Source organism: Pantoea sp. SM3640 (genome assembly GCF_015654165.1).
GTDB classification, from domain to species: Bacteria; Pseudomonadota; Gammaproteobacteria; order Enterobacterales; family Enterobacteriaceae; genus Pantoea; species Pantoea vagans.
The window spans coordinates 2,987,614-3,005,282 of record NZ_CP064872.1; the positions used below are offsets into that span (position 1 = coordinate 2,987,614).

Below are 17,669 nucleotides of genomic sequence, written 5' to 3' on the forward strand. Positions count from 1 at the left end.
AAAAACGCCATCCATGGCATGCTCAGCGCGGGCCATCCATGGCCCGCGATGCTTTACTCCAGGCGTATGCTCCTATCGCTTGAAGTTCAGCGCTCTTCATCAGGAGGGCGACACTATGCCAAATCAGGGGAAATCTGACCGCAATGATTAAGCCCAAAGCGCAGGGAACAGGGTCAGAAAAGGAAAGCATCCCGTGCTACGGGCCGGGCGAGCAAGGGAGGGCGTATGCTCCCTGAGCCAGTACTGCTTTACAGGCCGACATCACGTCGGCCTTTTTTATCCCGCCTGACGGATACGGGCAATCAGCGCATCCACATCTTCTACGTGATCGGCGGCCAGAATCAGCGTGCGTCCCAGGTTAATCGCATTACGGATGCAGTCGATACGCATCGCCGGATCGGCAATCAGCTTCATATCCGCTACATGTGACATCCCCACCGTGCGGCGAATCAGTTCCGTGCCGCAGTAACCGATGGTATCGGCCCACACTTTACGCAGAAACGCCGCCGCATAGCCTGGATAACCCATCGCCTCATCGCGGGTTTTCTCAGCTGCCAGCGCCAGGAAGCCTGACGCAAAGGTCGTCCAGAGGGTGTGAACATCGCTGAGGCGCTGTTCACGTGCATCGGCGGCTTCACGCGGAGGCAGCAGCCCCGGCAGACCACAGTAGTTAATCAGCAGATTGCCGATAGCAGTGCCAATATCAAACCCGATGGGGCCAAAATAGCCAAATTCTGCATCAATCGCTTTCAGACTGCCGTCCGCAACGAAAATTGAGCCACTGTGAATATCGCCATGCAGCAAGGCTTCAGCATGGGCAAAGAAGCGATGTTTAAGGCCGCCCACCGCAATGCGTAACGCATCATCATCACGCAGGCTGGCGACCAGCGGCTCAAGCGCCGCGGGATAGCTGTTGCGCTCATGGTTGGTGTAGGGATCGTTGAAGAAAAGATCTTCGGTGATTTCACACATTTCCGGATTAATAAAACGCGCCACTTCCGCTTTTTTCTGATGTGGATGCAGGATGAAATCGGAGGTATGGAACAGAGTCTGCGCCAGATAGTCGCCTAGCTGCTGCGCCGCTTCCGGATAATACACGCCCTTCACCAGCTCGCCGCGCCAGATGCGATGGCTGGAAAGATCTTCCATCACCATCACTGCCAGCTCCGCATCATAATGGGTGATCTTCACCGTGTGCTGCGGACAATACTTGTAGTGCTCGACCAGGGTCTGCGCTTCCAGCCGCGCCCGATCCAGCGTCAGCGGCCAGGACTCCCCCACGCAGCGCACATAGGGCAGTGCCTGCTTGACGATGACGCGACTGTTGCCCTGATCGTCATAAATCTTAAACACCAGGTTGAGGTTGCCATCACCAATCTCTTCTGCGCTGCTCAGCGCGGCAGGATTGTCCACGCCGCCAAATTGTCGGGCATACTCCACAGCATCAGCAGCAGTAAAAGTACGGTATTGCGACATTGCCTGTTCCTCATCGTTCGAAGGGGGTCACTCAGGTGTAATAAGCCGTTCAGACGTCTATACATCCGTTCAGCATGTTGGCACAATACGTATCATTAACGCAACATGGATTTCACCCACAATGCAGACACTTCAAACCACCAGTTTACAGGTTCGTGACAATCAGCTCTGGATTCTGGATCAGCAGGCGCTGCCGCAGCAGAAAAACTGGCTGCCTGCGCACAGCGTGCCTCAGCTGGTTGAACATATTCATGCGCTGCGGGTGCGCGGTGCGCCGCTGATTGGTCTCTCCGCTTCGCTGTTGCTGGCGCTGCTGGCAGAACAGGGACTGACGCGCGCTGAACTGGCACAGGCGCTGGAGACGCTGCGCGCCGCCCGCCCTACTGCCGTCAACCTGATGAACAACCTGGATCGGATGAAAGTGGCGCTGGCTCAGCCGGACTTTGTCCCCGCGCTGGTTGAAGAAGCCTGGCGGCTGGTGCAGGAGGATAAGCAACTGTGCGACGCCATCGCAGACGCAGGTTGCACACTCGTAAAACCCAACAGCCAGTTGCTGACCCACTGCAATACCGGCGGGCTGGCCACTGCTGGCGTGGGCACCGCGCTGGGCGTTATTGCCCGCGCCCATCAGCAGGGGCTGGTTAAGAATGTCTGGGTGGATGAAACCCGCCCGCTGCTACAGGGTGGCCGGTTGACCGCCTGGGAGCTGGGCGAACTGGCGGTTCCTTACACGCTGATCACCGATTCCATGGCCGCCAGCCTGATGGCCCGTGGCGAGGTAGATGCGGTGTGGGTTGGCGCTGACCGCATTGCCGCCAACGGCGATGTCGCCAATAAGATTGGCACCTACAGCCTGGCGGTGCTGGCGCATTATCATCAGATTCCATTTTACGTGGCGGCTCCCCATACCACGCTGGATCGCAGCTGTCCTGACGGCGCAGCGATTCCCATCGAGCAGCGCGCCGCCAGCGAAGTGACAGGCGTGGCCGGCAGTTTTGGCAGCGTACAGTGGGCACCGGAAGCGGCGAAGGTTTACAACCCGGCGTTCGATGTCACGCCTGCCGCCCTGATCAGCGGCTGGGTACTGGATACCGGCGTGGTCACGCCTGACCAGGTACAGAACGGCATCTTCCAGCCGCAGTAACGCGCTGCGAGGCGTTTGCCGCTGATGGCAGACGCCTCGCACATCGGCTGAAAGATTACGCCAGACGCGGATAGGCATCCGCGATCTTGTCGCCGGTAAAGTTCGCTACCCAGCCTTCCTGATTATCGAAAATCCGAATCGCCGTGAAGTGCGGTGACGATCCCATATCGAACCAGTGCGGGGTGCCCGCGGGCACCGAGATCAGATCATTTTTCTCGCACAGGATCTGCAGGATCTCGCCATCCAGATGCAGGCAGAACAGCCCGGCCCCCTCGACAAAGAAACGCACCTCATCTTCGCCGTGCGTATGCTCATTGAGAAACTTCTCGCGCAGCACGGTTTTCTGCGGATTGTCGGCACGCATGCTGATCACGTCCCAGCTCTGATAGCCCTTCTCCGCCACCAGCCGATCGATCGCATGCTGATAGGCGTTGATCACCGTTTCGGCATCCGGGTTTTCACCCAAATCGCGATCGGCTTCCCAGCGTTCAAAACGGACGCCTTTAGCATTCAGACGGTCACGAATCGCTTCTGCGTCGGTGCTGTACCACACCGGCTGGCTGGCTTCGCGGTCGGTAAAAATAGTCAGTGCGCTCATCCTAAATCGACTCCGGGTTAATCTGGGAAAAATCCGTCACCTGACGATGGCGGCTCTCGTCATCCGCCTCGCCACGCAGTAATTGCAACGTCTGCCAGCCCGCCTCCGCGGCGGCATCCAGCTCCTGATGAATATCGGAGAGAAACAGCAGCTGCGCCGCTGGCTGACCCATTTCAGCGGCGATAGCGCGATAAGCCGTGACTTCACGCTTGGTGCCGACGTGGGTGTCAAAATAGCCGCTGAACAGGCCAGTAATATCACCTTCGTCGCTGTAGCCAAATAACAATTTCTGCGCCGCAACCGATCCGGAGGAATATACATAAATTTCAATACCCTGTGCCTTCCAGCGGGTGAGTGCTGGGAGGACGTCGGGATAGAGATGACCGGTAAAACTGCCGTTCACGTAGCCGTCGCGCCAGATCATCCCCTGCAGCGCTTTCAGGCCGGTGGATTTGCGATCCTGGTCCATAAAGCCCAGCAGAATGTCCGTCACCCCGTCCAGATCGGCCTGCAGCTGACCGGCCTCTTCACGTACCGACTGCAGCGCCGCCGCCACCTCAGGCTGCTGCGCATTGTCACGCACGAAGTCCGGCAGGTGCTGGCGGGCATAGGGAAACAGGATGTTATGTACAAAGCGAATATCGCTGGTGGTGCCTTCGATATCAGTAACAATGGCGCGAATCATGTTTTCTCCAGCAGGCGACGTTGACGTTCACATTCGAATAAAAATTCCAGACCTTCCAGATGACGGCGGGCTTCGCTGACATCCCGGCCCCAGCAGGTTAAGCCGTGGCCGCGCAGCAGGAAGCCATAATGCAGCGGAAAGCGGGCGGCGTAATCTTCAATTTCTGACGCCAACGCCGCAATGTCCTGACTGTTGTCGAATACGGGAATCGCCAGCGTATCCAGATGGGTGTGCTGGCCACTTAACGATTTCTGCATCTCATAGCCGTGCAGCAGCAGCGCCGCGCCCTGCTCCACCCGCGACAGCACGGTCGAATTCACCGTGTGGGTATGCAGCACCGCACCCGCCTCGGGAAAAAGGCGATAGATCATCGTGTGCAGCCCGGTTTCAGCCGACGGCTTACGGCCAGAGAGCGACTGGCTGGTGGCAATGTCGACCTCGATAAAGTCATCCCGCGTCAGCGTGCCTTTATCTTTACCCGATTCACTCAGCAGGCAGACATGTTCATCGCGGCGCACGGACATATTGCCGCCGGTGGCGGGTGCCCAGCCTTTCGCCCCAATCCAGTGACAGGCAGCAACCAGCTGATCTAACGGAAGACTCTGCGACATAATGGTTCCTTGCGGTGAAATGAGATTCCGGGTAAGTACGCGTAGCCAACGCCGCCGACGCGTGGCTCATGACGCATGTAAATGCTAAATGATCCGCATCTCAGCAAGGCGGCAAGTGCGCGCATCCCCGGGAGCTTACATAAGTAAGTGACCGGGGTAAGCAAACGCGGCCAACGCTGCTGACGTGCGGAGCATGACGCATTTAGCCGTCTAAGCGTCTTGATTGCCAAATACTACCATCCTGTTTATAGTGGCACAAACCCCGGGTGACACCGCATCAATCTTCGCGCTTAAGGCCTGACACCATGACGCAGCACAACCTGATCCCCGAGAGCAAACTCCCTTTGCTCGGCACCACGATTTTCAGCCAGATGAGTGCGCTGGCGCAGCAGCATAACGCCATCAATCTCTCCCAGGGCTTTCCCGATTTCAGCGGCCCGGACTATCTGCAGCAGCGGCTGGCGTATCACGTCAGCCAGGGCGCGAACCAGTATGCGCCGATGACCGGTGCGCTGCCGTTGCGTGAGGCGATTGCAGAGAAAACCGCGCGGCTTTATGACTATCGTCCGGATGTGGAAACGGAAATTACGGTGACGGCGGGCGCGACCGAAGCGCTCTATGCGGCGATTACCGCGCTGGTGCGGCCGGGCGATGAGGTGATCTGCTTTGATCCCAGCTACGACAGTTATGCCCCTGCGGTGGAGCTGTCGGGCGGCGTGATGAAACGCATTACGCTGCAGCCGCCTGCCTTCCGGGTGGACTGGCAGGCATTTGCTGCGCTGCTGAGTGACAAAACCCGGCTGGTGATCCTGAATACGCCGCACAATCCTTCGGCCACCGTCTGGCAGCAGCAGGATTTCGCCGCGCTGTGGCAGGCGATTGCTCAGCACCCAATCTATGTGCTGAGCGACGAAGTGTATGAGCACATCTGTTTCGATGAGGCGGGCCACGCCAGCGTGCTGGCCCATCCTGAACTGCGCCAGCGCGCCATTGCGGTGTCATCGTTTGGCAAGACGTTCCACATGACCGGCTGGAAAGTGGGTTACTGCATTGCTCCTGCGGCGATTAGCGCTGAACTGCGCAAGGTGCATCAGTACCTGACCTTCTCGGTGAATACCCCTGCGCAGCTGGCAATTGCCGATATGCTGCGTGAGCATCCGGAACACTATTTTGAGCTGCCGGCGTTTTATCGTGACCGGCGCGATCGGCTGGCGACGGCGCTGAGCAACAGCCGCTTTAAGGTACTGCCCTGCGAAGGCACCTACTTTTTGCTGGTCGATTACAGCGCCATCTCCGATCTGGATGATGTCAGTTTCTGCCAGTGGCTGACCCGCGAAGTGGGCGTCGCCGCGATTCCGCTGTCGGTGTTCTGCGCCGATGCTTTCCCTCATAAACTGATCCGCCTCTGTTTTGCCAAACAGCCGGCGACATTAGATGCCGCCGCGGAGCGCTTATGTCAGCTTTAAAAATTACCGTTTTGCAGGAGACGCTGAGCTGGATGGATGGCGAGGCCAACCTGCGACATTTTGACGCGCAGCTGGCCGGACTCACCGGACGTGACCTGATTCTGCTGCCGGAGATGTTTACTACCGGCTTTGCGATGGAGGCAGCGAAAAGCTCGCTGCCACAGGCGCAGGTGGTTGAATGGCTGCATCAGCATGCCCGCCGCACCGATGCCCTGGTCGGCGGCAGCGCGGCGATTCAGACCGACAATGGCGCGGTTAACCGCTTCCTGCTGGTCGAGCCGGACGGCACGCTGCATCAGTATGACAAGCGTCACCTGTTCCGCATGGCGGATGAACATCACCACTATCTGCCCGGCGAACAGCGTCAGGTGTTTGAGTGGCGCGGCTGGCGCATTCTGCCGCAAATCTGTTACGACCTGCGCTTTCCGGTTTTCTCGCGCAACCGCAACGATTACGATCTGACGCTCTATGTTGCCAACTGGCCAGCGCCACGTACGCTGCACTGGCAGGCGCTGCTGTTAGCGCGGGCGATTGAAAATCAGGCTTATGTGGCAGGCTGTAATCGTGTTGGCAGTGACGGCAATCAGCATCACTACAGCGGCGACAGTCAGATTATTTCGCCGCAGGGCGAGATCCTCAGCGCGGCCGAGCCGCATCAGCGCGCCCGGCTGGATGCTGAGCTGTCGCTGGACGCGCTGAAGGCCTACCGCGAGCGTTTCCCGGCGTGGCAGGATGCGGATCGTTTTTCGCTGTAAACCGCCGACGATTAGCTGCCGCGATAGGTTGACCACGACCAGGGTGAAATCAGAAACGGCAGATGGAAGTGGCTGCCCGCCTCGGCAATGACAAAATCGATCTGGGCGCTGACGTAGAGCGCATCCCGACCGGCAGCGGCAAAATAGTCGCCAATTTCCGCCGTTAAACGGTAATGGCCCGGCGTCAGCGGCTCGGGCGTCAGATCTTTCAGACGTCCGTCGCTGTCCGTTTCACCCTGTGAAATCGGAAACCACCCTTCCGGACTGTTCTGCTCCAGTGAAATCGCCACGGCGCTGGCCGGTTTGCCCAGCGCCGTGTCAAGAATATGAGTCGTCACGGTACTCATTGCATCGTCTCCTTAAGGCGTAACAGGGTAATTTCACGCAGCTGATCCAGCGCCTCCTGCTGCTCGGCAATATCATCATTCTGCAACCGACGCTGCAACTCTGCCAGCATCTGCTCGCCGCTGCGCCCTTTAGCGCGTATCAGAAACACCCGGCCAAAACGTGCTTCATACGCCTGATTAGCCTGCTGCATCGCCCGTTGCAGGGCGTGATCGGCCTGCTGCATTGCAGACTGCTCGCCACGTGACAACGCGGCTTCCTTATCTGCGCCGTTCACGCGCTCACCGATGCGCGGATGTGCCGACAGGGCGGCCTCCAGTTCAGGCTGCTGCCACTGACGCGCCAGCGTATCGGCAGTAGCCAGTAATGCATCGGTGCTGGCAAAAGGCCGGGCCGCCACCAGCGCCTGCTGCCAGTGCGGGATCGCCACACAGTGCCGGATGGCCGCCTGCGCTTCGTCAGCGGAAAGCTGATTAAATGTGGCTAATTCCATGTTCAGCTCCGTCCGGCAATCAGCGAGACCGCCTGTAAATAGGCCTGCAGCGCAGGTGCCACATCGTCCACCGCCACCGACTCAGCCGGATGGTGACTGATGCCGCGATGGTTACGCACAAATAACATGCCGACCGGCCAGCGTTCAGCGATGGCGATAGCGTCGTGTCCGGCACCGCTCGGCAGCGACAGACTGCGACCCTGCACCGTTTCCACCGCATGGCTCAGCGCCTGTTGCAGCGCAGAGTCACAGGCGGTGGCACCGATGCGATAATATTCGTTCGATTCAAACTGAAGCCCACGGCGCAGTGCAATCGCCTCTGCCTGGGTTAACAGGCTGGAGAGCAGCGTCTCCAGCGGCGTGTCCAGCGGACCGCGTACGTCGAGTGACAGCGACACCTCGCCGGGGATGACATTCACCGCACCCGGCGCACAGTTAATCGTACCGACGGTAGCGACCAGCTGCGGGTCCTGCTCACGGGTGGTCTGCTCGATAAACACCATCCACTCGGCAGCGGCGGCCAGCGCATCTTTGCGGTGCGTCATCGGCACCGTGCCCGCATGGCCCGCTTCGCCGGTAAAACGGCAGTTGAGGCGGCGCGCACCGTTGATCGCCGTGACCACGCCCAGCGCCAGCTCCTCCTGCTCCAGACAGGGGCCCTGCTCAATGTGCAGCTCAAGATAGCCGACGATGTCCTCAACCTGCCGCGCCGCAGATACGATCCTGTCGCTGTCGAGCCCGACATCGGTCATCGCCTGCGCCACGGTGATGCCGTTGCCGTCAGGATGCGTCACCCAGCTCTGCGGCCAGCTGCCGGTAATACCGCGACTGCCGAGCAGCGTAATGCCAAAACGGGTGCCCTCTTCGTCGCCGAAGCCAATCACCTCAATCGCCAGCGGCAGACGGCACTGATGTTCGTTAAGCCACTGCACGGTTTCAATGGCGCTGAGCACGCCCAGCATCCCATCATAGCGCCCGGCGTTGCGTACCGTGTCGAGATGCGAGCCGAGCAGCAGCGCAGGCGCACCCGCTTCTGCCGCCTCGTAGCGCCCACAGATATTGCCAACTTCATCCTGCCACACCTGCATTCCCGCCGCCTGCATCCACTCACCGACGCAGGCGTTAGCGCGCAGATGTTCTGGCGAGAGGTAGACGCGGGTCAGTCCCTCAGCCGTTTCGCTGATCGCGGCCAGCGTATCGCAGCGCGCCATCACGCGCTGTGCCGCGACCTGGGCTTCGCTGGCGCTCATCATCATGCGTGGCTCCCGTAGTGATCCCACGCGGCCTGTGCGGCGGCACCCTGCGGCGCGCGGTAGCCGACGTAGGTCAGCACCGTTTCCAGCGCCGACAGGGTCTGCATCACGCAATCTTTACGCGCGTTGTAGCCCATAGTGCCGATGCGCCAGACCTTGCCATGCAGCGGACCAAACGAGGTGCCAATTTCAATGCCGAAATCCTCCAGCATCAGTTTGCGCACCTGATCGCCATTCACGCCGGACGGGATCATCACGCCCAGCACGTTGTTCATTTTGTTTTTCAGGTCGCCGAAGGTCTCCAGCCCCATCCCCTGAATGCCTTTCAGCATCGCTTCACCGTGCAGCTTGTGACGGGCGATGCCGTTATCCAGCCCCTCCTGCAGGATCAGACGAGCGCATTCGCGCGCGCCAAACAGCGCACTGGTCGCTTCAGTGTGATGGTTGAGCCGCTCCGGGCCCCAGTAATCCATGATCATGCCGAGATCAAAATAGTTGGAGTAGATCATCTCCTCTTCGCCATCCTGATGCGCTTCGGTGCGGATCCCCTGCTCTACGCATTTGCGTTTGCGGATCACGGCTTCCATCTCTGCGCTCAGGGTGACCGGCGAGGTGCCCGATGGCCCGCCCAGGCATTTCTGCATCCCCGCCGACACCGCATCCAGTCCCCAGGCGTCCGTTTCCAGCGCGTTACCCGCCAGCGACGCGGTCGCATCGGTGTAGAACAGCACGCCATACTGTTTGCAGATTGCGCCCAGCTGCTCCAGTGGTTGCAGCATGGTGGTCGACGTGTCGCCCTGCACGGTCAGCAACAGACGCGGTCGCACTTTTTTGATCGCATCTTCAATCTGGTCCGGGGTAAAGACTTCGCCCCACGGCACTTCAATGGTGTGCACGTCCGCACGACAGCGGCGGGCAATTTCGCACAGCAGATGACCGAAACGGCCAAACACCGGTACCAGCACTTTGTCACCAGGGCGAATAGACGACAGCAGAATCGCTTCGATACCGGCACGTGACGTGCCATCAATCAGCAGCGTCCAGCGGTTTTCGGTGCGGAACACGCCGCGATAGAGCGCCATCACTTCGTTCATGTAGTGGGTCATCGCAGGATCGTACTGACCTAGCAGCTGACTCGACATGGCGCGCAGCACACGGGGATCGGCGTTGATCGGCCCCGGTCCCATCAGCAAACGCTGTGGCGGATTGAGTTGCGGGAATTTTGTTATATCCATCATCATTTCCTTTTCTAAGACTCAGAGACGAACCGAAGAAATAAACTGCTTCAGCTCCGCCGTCTGCGGCTGGGCGAACAGCGTTTTACTGTCGCCCTGCTCCCAGACGCGCCCCTGATGCATAAAGACCACCCGATCGCCCACGTCGCGGGCGAAGTTCATTTCATGGGTGACGAGGATCAGCGTCATGCCCTCTGCCGCCAGCTGCTCCAGAACCTTGAGCACTTCGCCCACCAGTTCAGGATCGAGCGCGGAGGTAATCTCATCACAGAGTAAAACTTTCGGCGTCATCGCCAGCGCACGGGCGATCGCCACGCGCTGCTGCTGCCCGCCGGAGAGGCTGGCAGGATAGTAGTTAAGGCGTTCGCCCAGTCCGACCTTCTCCAGCATCTGTGCCGCCAGCGCCCGGCACTCGGCCTCGCTTTTCTTCAGCACGCGGCGCGGTGCCAGCATGACGTTCTCCAGCGCTGTCATGTGCGGGAACAGGTTGAAGCTCTGAAACACCATACCGACCGAGCGGCTGATTTCACGCGCCTGCGAATCGCGGTCGGTGATCGTCATCCCGCCGAGCTTGATGCTGCCCTCCTGATAGCCTTCCAGCCCGTTCATACAGCGCAGCAGCGTGCTTTTACCCGATCCGCTGCGACCGATGATCGAGATCACCTCGCCCATGTCGATATCCAGATCCACGCCTTTCAACACATGGTTGTCGCCGTAATATTTTTGCACCTGATTAATGGTGATGAGCGGCATTGAATTTTTTCTCCAGATACTGGCTGTAGCGAGACAGCGGATAACACATCAGGAAGTAGCCCAGCGCCACCAGCCCAAAGACTTTAAACGGCTGATAGGTCACGTTGTTGAGAATGGTGCCCGCCTTGGTCAGCTCGATGAAGCCGATAATTGACGCCAGCGCGGTGCCCTTGATCACCTGCACGGCGAATCCCACTGTCGGGGCGATACCGATGCGGATCGCCTGCGGTGCCACCACCCGCCACAGCGTCTGACCAAAGGTCAGGCCGAGGCAGCGCGACGCTTCCCACTGCCCTTTCGGCAGGGCGCGGATGCTGCCGTACCAGATGTCCACCAGAAAGGCGCTGGTGTAGAAGGTCAGCGCCAGTGAGGCGGCGGTCCAGGGGGCGACATCGATCCCAAACAGGCCGACGCCGAAAAATGCCAGGAACAGCTGCATCAGCAGCGGTGTGCCCTGAAACAGCGCGGTGTAACCGCGTATCAGGCGCGTCAGCCATTTACGCTGCAGCAGGCGCATAAACAGCAGCGGCAGCGTCACCAGCGTGCCGCCAATAAAGGCCACCAGCGACAGTAACAGGGTCCAGCGCGCCGCCAGCAGCAGGTTGCGCAGGATGTCCCAGTCGGTAAAGGTCGTCATCATGATGGCTGCACTCCAAACCATTTACGGCCAATCGCCAGCAGCAGATGGCGCATCGCAATCGACAACGCCAGGTAGATCAGCGTGGTCACCAGATAGACCTCAAAACTTAAGAAGGTGCGCGACTGGATCAGGTTGGCGGCGAAGGTCAGTTCCTCATAGGAGACCTGCGACACCACCGACGAGCCCAGCATCACGATGATGCACTGACTCACCAGCGCCGGATAAATGCGCTGCAGCGCAGGCGGCAGCACGACCCGCAGAAAAGTCTGGCTGCGGGTTAATCCCAGCACCCGTCCCGCTTCCCACTGCCCTTTGGGCGTCACCTGAATCCCGGCGCGGATAATCTCGGTGCTGTAGGCGCCAAGGTTAATCAGCATCGCCAGCAGTGCCGCCTCACCCGCAGTGAGTTTCAGCCCAAGCGCAGGCAGACCGAAAACGATAAAGAACAGTTGCACCACAAACGGCGTATTGCGGATCAGCTCGACATAGATGCCCCACAGACGGCTCATCCAGCTCGGTTTGCCGCTACGCAGCGCCGCACCCGCAATGCCGAGCGCCACGCCACCGGTGGTCGCCAGCACCGTCAGCTGGATGGTGACCCACAGACCGGAGAGCAGCTCCGGCCAGTAGGGCCACAGGGCGGGAAAGTTAAGTTGCCCGATCATGAATCCGTCCTCAGGCGCCGAGGTTCGCAGGCAGCGGTGCTTTCAGCCACTCTTCAGAGAGTTTATTCAGCGTGCCGTCTTTAATGCCCTGCTCAATCAGCTCATTCACTTTCGCTTTCAATGCAGGCTCATCTTTTTTCAGGCCGATATAGCAGGGTGAATCTTTCAGCATAAACTGCGCCACAGGCGCTTTGGCCGGATTCTGGCGCGCAATCGCGGCGACGACCAGGTTACCGGTTGCGACATACTGCACCTGACCAGAAAGATACGCAGACAACGTGGTGTTGTTATCTTCGTAGCGTTTCACCTGCGCATCTTTCGGGGCCACTTCGCTGAGCACCATATCTTCTACCGCACCGCGCGTGACGCCAATCGACTTGCCGCTCAGAGCCGACGCCGCTTTGATTTCATCGCCCTTCGGACCGAAGACGCCCAGGAAGAACGGCGCATAGGCACGGGTGAAGTCGATCACTTTCTCACGCTCGGCGTTTTTACCCATGCTGGAGATAACCAGATCGACCTTGTCGGTTTGCAGATAAGGCACGCGGTTGGCACTGCTGACCGGCACCAGCTGCAACTTAAGTTTCATCTGTTTCGCCAGGTATTTTGCCGTGTCGATGTCATATCCCTGCGGCTGCAGGTCAGTGCCGACCGAGCCAAACGGTGGAAAATCCTGCGGCACGGCAACACGGATGACGCCGCGCTTCTGGATATCCTGCAGTTGATCGGCCAGCGCGCTGCCCGTTTGTGCCATCAGTAATGCCGCTGTCGCTACCGCCATCAAAGCTTTTTTCATTATGCACCCCGGTGAGATTAACGTGAAACAAAAGATTCTTTAACAAGCAATCTGCAACTAATGTGCCAATCCGGATAGCAACAGAAAAAGGGTTAAGCGGCAGAGAGTTCAACGGAAATCCGGCGTAATCGGGGCAATCACGCCGGGGAAGTGGTGATCTGAAATGGGGCAAAGCACCAAAACGGTGCCTGTTAACGGTGCTCCAGCTCGTCAAACTGCTGGTAAAGGTCGGCGATCTGATGAATACGCTGACGTCCCTGTGCCAGCATTTCATGCAGCAGCGCATTGGCGATCAGATTAACCAGACTCATGGCGGCACTGTAGCTGTCGAAGGCGGAAACACTGTCGAGTGGCGTACAGAGCTGCCAGCGCGCCAGCGCAATCACCGTCTGCGCCTGCGGCTCACACAGTGCCAGCATCGGGACACCGGCAGCCTGCAGCTGCTGCATCAGCGGACGAATGATGCGCGCACGACGACGAAACGCCATCACGATCACCATGTCGTCCGGCGTGATATCCACCAGCTCCTCAGCCAGCGTCTGGCCCGGCTGCGGCAGGATATGCACCTGTGAACGCGCCTGCACCAGCTGCTGGCGCAGATGGAGCGCCACCGGATAGGCGTTGCGCATGCCGATGATAAACACGCGCTTAGCCTGCGCCAGCTGCTGAATCACCTCATTAAAGTGTCGGGCATCCAGGCTGTTTACCCACTGCGTCAGATTAGCCATCTCCTGCTTGTAGTGGCGCGCCAGCAGCGTATTGCCCTGCACCGCATCACGGTTATCGGTCAGCGGCATGCCGCTCTGCCGCAGGATGCGAAGCTCATCACGCATATCCTTGTACTTCTCATAGCCCAGACGCTTAAACAGTCGACTGACCGTGGCTTTCGACACGCCACTGAGCCGCGCCAGCTCGGCGCTGTTGTAGCTGATCAGGTCATCGAAGTGGTCAAACACGAAGTCGGCAATACGCTGCTCCTGCGGAGAGAGCTGGGGATAGTGACTTCTGAGTCGTTCATCAAGCTGTTTCATAAGGCGTCCTGTAACTTTTGTTTCAGCAGAAGCTAGCACAATTTACGCCAGGTTAACCGGCGCATTGTCAGCTGAGCATGAAAACTGGAACAGCTCTTGCTTTGTTATGGGTTCTGTCACCCGGATAACGAGAAAAAGATGATTCAAAGCAATATGGCCCCGCAGGGGATGGCGGTGACGCCACACCATCTGGCGAGTGAAAGTGCGCTCGCGGTGCTGCGCGATGGCGGTAATGCCATTGAAGCGATGGTGGCTGCTGCCGCAACAATCGCCGTGGTCTATCCGCACATGAACGGACTGGGCGGCGATGGCTTCTGGCTGATTCTGCCGCCTGGCGGCGATCCGGTCGCTATCGACGCCAGCGGCGCAGCCGGTTCACTGGCTCACCGCGATTTTTACGCCGATCACCCGAAGATCCCACATCGCGGGCCGAAAGCGGCGCTGACGGTGGCCGGTACGGTCAGCGGCTGGCAGGAGGCACTGACGCTCTCTGCAGAGATGGGCACCCCGCCACTGCCGCTGGCCCGTCTGCTGCGGGATGCGATTCGCTACGCCGCCGACGGGATTCCGGTGACCGCCTCACAGACCGCCGCGACCACGAACTTCCTCAGTGAGTTGCAGCATCAGCCCGGCTTTCGTGCCCATTTTATGCCCGACGGCGATGTGCCGCAGCCGGGCAGCCGTTTTACCCAGCCCGCGCTGGCGAACACCCTGAGCCAGCTCACCGAAGAGGGACTCGACAGCTTTTATCGCGGCCCGCTGGCTCACCATATGGCCGGTGAGATGGCGACGCTGGGCATGCCGGTGACGCTGGCCGATCTGCAGCAGCATTACGCTCGTCGCACAACGCCGCTGCATCTCGCCCACAGCGAAGGCGACATCTGGAATATCGCTCCGCCAACCCAGGGCGTCGTGTCGCTGGCGATCCTCGGCATCACCGATCGGCTGGAGATGACGGAGGCTGACGACGCGCAGACGGTGCACCGCATCGTGGAAGCCACCAAAAAAGCCTTTGCGCTACGCGACAAACACATCACCGATCCGCGTCACATCACCGAAGATGTGCAGGCGCTGCTGGATAGCGATCATCTCGATACGCTCGCCAGCCAGATCGCCGATGGCGAGGCCGCCGCCTGGGGCAGCGGACGCGGACCGGGCGATACGGTCTGGATGGGCGTGATGGACAGCAGCGGTCTGGCTGTTTCCTTTATTCAGAGCATTTACCACGAGTTTGGCAGCGGTGTGGTGCTGCCTGGCACGGGCATCACCTGGCAGAACCGGGGCGCTGCGTTCAGCCTCGACCCTGACCATCTGCTGGCGCTCGCGCCCGGTAAGCAGCCGTTCCATACCCTCAATCCCGCCGCCGCACGGCTGAAAGATGGCCGGACAATGGTGTATGGCGCGATGGGCGGAGATGGGCAGCCGCAGACCCAGGCGGCGATTTTCACCCGCCATGTGATTCAGGGGCTGCCGTTACAGCAGGCGGTCAGTGCGCCGCGCTGGCTGCTGGGCCGGACCTGGGGGCAATCGTCCGACTCGCTGAAACTGGAAGGCCGCTTTGACGACGAAACGGTATTGATGCTGCGTCTGTGGGGACATGAGGTGGAACGGCTGCCGGACTTCAGCGAATCCGTAGGCCATGCGGGCGCGATTGTGCGTCACAGCAACGGCATGTTTGAGGGCGCAAGCGACCCACGTAGTAACGGCAGCGCTGCCGGTTTTTAACAGGAGCGAATCATGAATCAACAAGAGTGGGCCAGCTACATCGGCCATATGGAGCAGATCCTGCAACTGGAACTGGATGAGGCACGTCGCGCTGAGCTGCTGATCCAGCTTTCACGCATTGCGGAAATGGCTGCGCCGCTGATGGCGTTTCCGCTGGATGACCGGCTGGAAGTCGCAGGAGTATATCAGGCATGAGATTAGGTGATGTTTCAATTCAGACGCTGCAACGGGCGATTCAGCAGGGTGAGATCAGCGCACTGGAGGTGGCGAAGCACACGCTGCAGGCGGTTGAGCAGCACAACCCGGCGCTGAATGCCTGGACGGAAGTGACCGGGCCGCGCATGTTAAAAGAGGCCAGCGTCATTGATGCACAGCGGCAGCGCGGCGAAACCCTGCCACCGCTGGCGGGCATTCCGTATGCGGTGAAAAACCTGTTTGATGTGGTGGGTCACAGCACCCTGGCCGGTGCCAGCCTGTTCCGCGATCGCCCTGCGGCACAGGCAGATGCGTTTGCCGTTGATAAGCTGCGTCATGCTGGTGCGCTGCTGTCGGGTATGCTGAACATGGATGCCTATGCCTACGGTTTTACCACCGAGAACAGCCATTATGGTGCGACCCACAATCCGCGCGATCTCAGCCGCGTGGCGGGCGGCTCGTCAGGCGGTTCGGCCGCCGCGGTAGCCGCCGGGCTGGTTCACTTTTCGCTCGGCAGCGATACCAACGGTTCGATTCGGGTGCCCGCGTCGCTGTGCGGTATTTTTGGCCTTAAGCCCACTTTTGGCCGTCTGTCGCGTAGCGGCAGCCATCCGTTTGTCGCCAGCCTTGACCATATCGGGCCGCTGGCCCGGCGGGCTGAAGACCTGGCGCTGGTTTATGATCTGTTACAGGGCGCAGACCACGCCGATGCGTTTCAGGCCGATCGTCCGCTTGCCGCGACGCTGCCGGGGCTGTCACAGGGCAGCGAAGGCTTACGCTGCGGCGTGCTGGGCGGCTTTTTTTCCCGCTGGTGCGATGATGACGCGCGCGCTGCCGTCGCGGTGGTCGCGGCCGCGCTGGATGCACAGGAAGAGGTGCTGATGCCCGACGCGGAGCTGGCACGCTCGGCGGCGTTTATCATGACCGCCGCAGAAGGCGGCAATCACTATCTGCCTGCCCTGCGTCAGATGCCGGAGCAGTTTGAACCGAACTCACGCGAGCGTCTGCTGGCGGGTGCCATGATGCCAGGCGCCTGGTATGTGCAGGCGCAGCGCTTCCGTCGTCATTTCCAGCAGCAAGTGTTACCGCTGTTTGATCATTTCGATGTGCTGATCGCCCCGGCAACGCCCTGCAGCGCGATCACGATCGGCCAGCAGACGCTGTCGATTCAGGGTGAATCCCTGCCCGCTAAAGCGAGCATGGGGATGCTGACGCAGCCGATCTCCTTCCTGGGATTGCCGGTCTGTACCGTGCCGCTGGCGACCCGGAGCGGCCTGCCGATTGGTTTACAGCTTATCGCCCGTCCGTTTAACGAAGAGGCAGTGCTACGCGCCGCCTGGGCACTGGAACAACAGGGCATTACGATACCGCAAATCAATATGGCAGGAGCCTGATGAACAGAGAGATTAATTTACCGCAGGTGCTCAGCGAGGTGACGGCGCAGTTTTACCGCTACGAGCAGGCGCTGGTCAGCAATGATGTGGACGAACTGGATGCGTTGTTCTGGCACGACCCGCGAACCGTGCGCCTCGGCGCGGGTGAGAATCTGTATGGCATTGATGAGATTCGGGCCTTCCGTGCCGCGCGTCCGTCAGCCGGGCTGGATCGGACGCTGCGCAACACCGTGATTACCACCTTTGGTGAGGATTATGCGGTCTGCAGCACCGAATTTACCCGCACCGGCAGCGATAAAATTGGCCGCCAGCAGCAGACCTGGGTGCGCATGCCCCACGGCTGGTGCATCGTGGCGGCGCAGGTCAGTCTGATGAGCTGACGGCCTCCGGCGCTTCGCCCAATCAGTAC

The 17,669-nt window shown here is 59.9% G+C and carries 20 protein-coding genes; 7 read left to right on the top strand and 13 right to left on the bottom strand.

From position 1 onward, the window contains the following. Positions 1–276: 276 nt before the first annotated feature. Positions 277–1,476 (bottom strand): S-methyl-5-thioribose kinase, encoded by a 1,200-nt coding sequence (gene mtnK, locus IV493_RS13995; RefSeq protein ID WP_195857312.1) that lies wholly within the window; start codon positions 1,474–1,476, stop codon positions 277–279. Positions 1,477–1,597: 121 nt separating this feature from the next. Between mtnK and mtnA the strand changes: the two genes are divergently transcribed. Next, positions 1,598–2,620, top strand: coding sequence for an S-methyl-5-thioribose-1-phosphate isomerase (gene mtnA, locus IV493_RS14000; RefSeq protein ID WP_013356893.1), 1,023 nt, complete (start codon positions 1,598–1,600; stop codon positions 2,618–2,620). Positions 2,621–2,675: 55 nt separating this feature from the next. Here mtnA and IV493_RS14005 read toward each other — a convergent pair whose 3' ends face one another. From IV493_RS14005 to IV493_RS14015, 3 genes are read right to left on the bottom strand one after another with little or no spacing between them, the layout of a single operon-like run. Beyond that, positions 2,676–3,218, bottom strand: a complete 543-nt coding sequence (locus tag IV493_RS14005; RefSeq protein ID WP_013356892.1) for an acireductone dioxygenase — start codon at positions 3,216–3,218, stop codon at positions 2,676–2,678. A 1-nt stretch (position 3,219) separates the two neighbouring features. After that, positions 3,220–3,903, bottom strand: coding sequence for an acireductone synthase (mtnC, locus tag IV493_RS14010; RefSeq protein WP_195857313.1), 684 nt, complete (start codon positions 3,901–3,903; stop codon positions 3,220–3,222). After that, positions 3,900–4,514, bottom strand: coding sequence for a methylthioribulose 1-phosphate dehydratase (locus IV493_RS14015; protein WP_195857314.1), 615 nt, complete (start codon positions 4,512–4,514; stop codon positions 3,900–3,902). The genes mtnC and IV493_RS14015 overlap by 4 nt, the downstream gene beginning before the upstream one ends. Positions 4,515–4,819: 305 nt before the next feature. On the opposite strand from IV493_RS14015, the gene IV493_RS14020 reads away from it, so the two are divergent. Continuing rightward, positions 4,820–5,980 (top strand): pyridoxal phosphate-dependent aminotransferase, encoded by a 1,161-nt coding sequence (locus tag IV493_RS14020; protein WP_107319359.1) that lies wholly within the window; start codon positions 4,820–4,822, stop codon positions 5,978–5,980. Further along, positions 5,968–6,735 (top strand): amidohydrolase, encoded by a 768-nt coding sequence (locus IV493_RS14025; RefSeq protein WP_195857315.1) that lies wholly within the window; start codon positions 5,968–5,970, stop codon positions 6,733–6,735. Before IV493_RS14020 ends, IV493_RS14025 begins: the two co-directional genes overlap by 13 nt. An 11-nt stretch (positions 6,736–6,746) precedes the next feature. Here the strand turns inward: IV493_RS14025 and uraH are convergent, their stop codons facing one another. The 9 genes from uraH to hpxU all read right to left on the bottom strand — a co-directional run bounded on the left by uraH (position 6,747) and on the right by hpxU (position 13,946). Next, complete coding sequence (uraH, locus tag IV493_RS14030) at positions 6,747–7,082, bottom strand: hydroxyisourate hydrolase (protein ID WP_013356887.1); 336 nt, start codon at positions 7,080–7,082, stop codon at positions 6,747–6,749. Next, positions 7,079–7,573, bottom strand: a complete 495-nt coding sequence (uraD, locus tag IV493_RS14035; protein WP_013356886.1) for a 2-oxo-4-hydroxy-4-carboxy-5-ureidoimidazoline decarboxylase — start codon at positions 7,571–7,573, stop codon at positions 7,079–7,081. Before uraD ends, uraH begins: the two co-directional genes overlap by 4 nt. A 2-nt stretch (positions 7,574–7,575) precedes the next feature. After that, positions 7,576–8,829 carry an allantoate amidohydrolase gene (gene hpxK, locus IV493_RS14040; RefSeq protein WP_013356885.1) on the bottom strand — a complete coding sequence of 418 codons (1,254 nt, stop codon included), beginning with the start codon at positions 8,827–8,829 and terminating at the stop codon, positions 7,576–7,578. Then, complete coding sequence (locus tag IV493_RS14045) at positions 8,826–10,061, bottom strand: alanine--glyoxylate aminotransferase family protein (RefSeq protein WP_147788603.1); 1,236 nt, start codon at positions 10,059–10,061, stop codon at positions 8,826–8,828. The genes hpxK and IV493_RS14045 overlap by 4 nt, the downstream gene beginning before the upstream one ends. 21 nt (positions 10,062–10,082) lie before the next feature. Then, a complete protein-coding gene (locus tag IV493_RS14050) occupies positions 10,083–10,814 on the bottom strand; it encodes an amino acid ABC transporter ATP-binding protein (RefSeq protein WP_013356883.1) in 732 nt (243 codons plus the stop codon). Then, on the bottom strand, positions 10,795–11,451 hold the full coding sequence (locus IV493_RS14055) for an amino acid ABC transporter permease (RefSeq protein WP_033784498.1): 657 nt from the start codon (positions 11,449–11,451) through the stop codon (positions 10,795–10,797). The genes IV493_RS14050 and IV493_RS14055 overlap by 20 nt, the downstream gene beginning before the upstream one ends. Next, the gene (locus IV493_RS14060) at positions 11,451–12,119 is read right to left on the bottom strand and encodes an amino acid ABC transporter permease (protein ID WP_013356881.1); all 669 of its coding nucleotides are present in this window, start codon (positions 12,117–12,119) and stop codon (positions 11,451–11,453) included. Before IV493_RS14060 ends, IV493_RS14055 begins: the two co-directional genes overlap by 1 nt. Before the next feature lie 10 nt (positions 12,120–12,129). After that, positions 12,130–12,915, bottom strand: coding sequence for a transporter substrate-binding domain-containing protein (locus tag IV493_RS14065; protein WP_147788604.1), 786 nt, complete (start codon positions 12,913–12,915; stop codon positions 12,130–12,132). A 191-nt stretch (positions 12,916–13,106) separates the two neighbouring features. Beyond that, complete coding sequence (hpxU, locus tag IV493_RS14070; protein WP_013356879.1) at positions 13,107–13,946, bottom strand: MurR/RpiR family transcriptional regulator HpxU; 840 nt, start codon at positions 13,944–13,946, stop codon at positions 13,107–13,109. 138 nt (positions 13,947–14,084) lie between these two features. Here hpxU and IV493_RS14075 point away from each other — a divergent pair, with 138 nt between their 5' ends. From IV493_RS14075 to hpxZ, 4 genes are read left to right on the top strand one after another with little or no spacing between them, the layout of a single operon-like run. Further along, complete coding sequence (locus IV493_RS14075) at positions 14,085–15,671, top strand: gamma-glutamyltransferase family protein (RefSeq protein WP_195857316.1); 1,587 nt, start codon at positions 14,085–14,087, stop codon at positions 15,669–15,671. Positions 15,672–15,683: 12 nt separating this feature from the next. Next, on the top strand, positions 15,684–15,866 hold the full coding sequence (hpxX, locus tag IV493_RS14080) for an oxalurate catabolism protein HpxX (protein WP_033781957.1): 183 nt from the start codon (positions 15,684–15,686) through the stop codon (positions 15,864–15,866). After that, positions 15,863–17,260 carry an AtzE family amidohydrolase gene (locus IV493_RS14085; RefSeq protein ID WP_195857317.1) on the top strand — a complete coding sequence of 466 codons (1,398 nt, stop codon included), beginning with the start codon at positions 15,863–15,865 and terminating at the stop codon, positions 17,258–17,260. The genes hpxX and IV493_RS14085 overlap by 4 nt, the downstream gene beginning before the upstream one ends. Further along, positions 17,260–17,640 carry an oxalurate catabolism protein HpxZ gene (gene hpxZ / locus IV493_RS14090; protein WP_110331408.1) on the top strand — a complete coding sequence of 127 codons (381 nt, stop codon included), beginning with the start codon at positions 17,260–17,262 and terminating at the stop codon, positions 17,638–17,640. The genes IV493_RS14085 and hpxZ overlap by 1 nt, the downstream gene beginning before the upstream one ends. The last annotated feature ends 29 nt before the right edge of the window (positions 17,641–17,669 follow it).

Coding starts and splice junctions, on each gene's coding strand:
- mtnK (WP_195857312.1), bottom strand. CDS start 1,476: ATGTCGCAATACCGTACTTTTACTGCTGCTGATGCTGTGGAGTATGCC.
- mtnA (WP_013356893.1), top strand. CDS start 1,598: ATGCAGACACTTCAAACCACCAGTTTACAGGTTCGTGACAATCAGCTC.
- IV493_RS14005 (WP_013356892.1), bottom strand. CDS start 3,218: ATGAGCGCACTGACTATTTTTACCGACCGCGAAGCCAGCCAGCCGGTG.
- mtnC (WP_195857313.1), bottom strand. CDS start 3,903: ATGATTCGCGCCATTGTTACTGATATCGAAGGCACCACCAGCGATATT.
- IV493_RS14015 (WP_195857314.1), bottom strand. CDS start 4,514: ATGTCGCAGAGTCTTCCGTTAGATCAGCTGGTTGCTGCCTGTCACTGG.
- IV493_RS14020 (WP_107319359.1), top strand. CDS start 4,820: ATGACGCAGCACAACCTGATCCCCGAGAGCAAACTCCCTTTGCTCGGC.
- IV493_RS14025 (WP_195857315.1), top strand. CDS start 5,968: ATGTCAGCTTTAAAAATTACCGTTTTGCAGGAGACGCTGAGCTGGATG.
- uraH (WP_013356887.1), bottom strand. CDS start 7,082: ATGAGTACCGTGACGACTCATATTCTTGACACGGCGCTGGGCAAACCG.
- uraD (WP_013356886.1), bottom strand. CDS start 7,573: ATGGAATTAGCCACATTTAATCAGCTTTCCGCTGACGAAGCGCAGGCG.
- hpxK (WP_013356885.1), bottom strand. CDS start 8,829: ATGATGATGAGCGCCAGCGAAGCCCAGGTCGCGGCACAGCGCGTGATG.
- IV493_RS14045 (WP_147788603.1), bottom strand. CDS start 10,061: ATGGATATAACAAAATTCCCGCAACTCAATCCGCCACAGCGTTTGCTG.
- IV493_RS14050 (WP_013356883.1), bottom strand. CDS start 10,814: ATGCCGCTCATCACCATTAATCAGGTGCAAAAATATTACGGCGACAAC.
- IV493_RS14055 (WP_033784498.1), bottom strand. CDS start 11,451: ATGACGACCTTTACCGACTGGGACATCCTGCGCAACCTGCTGCTGGCG.
- IV493_RS14060 (WP_013356881.1), bottom strand. CDS start 12,119: ATGATCGGGCAACTTAACTTTCCCGCCCTGTGGCCCTACTGGCCGGAG.
- IV493_RS14065 (WP_147788604.1), bottom strand. CDS start 12,915: ATGAAAAAAGCTTTGATGGCGGTAGCGACAGCGGCATTACTGATGGCA.
- hpxU (WP_013356879.1), bottom strand. CDS start 13,946: ATGAAACAGCTTGATGAACGACTCAGAAGTCACTATCCCCAGCTCTCT.
- IV493_RS14075 (WP_195857316.1), top strand. CDS start 14,085: ATGATTCAAAGCAATATGGCCCCGCAGGGGATGGCGGTGACGCCACAC.
- hpxX (WP_033781957.1), top strand. CDS start 15,684: ATGAATCAACAAGAGTGGGCCAGCTACATCGGCCATATGGAGCAGATC.
- IV493_RS14085 (WP_195857317.1), top strand. CDS start 15,863: ATGAGATTAGGTGATGTTTCAATTCAGACGCTGCAACGGGCGATTCAG.
- hpxZ (WP_110331408.1), top strand. CDS start 17,260: ATGAACAGAGAGATTAATTTACCGCAGGTGCTCAGCGAGGTGACGGCG.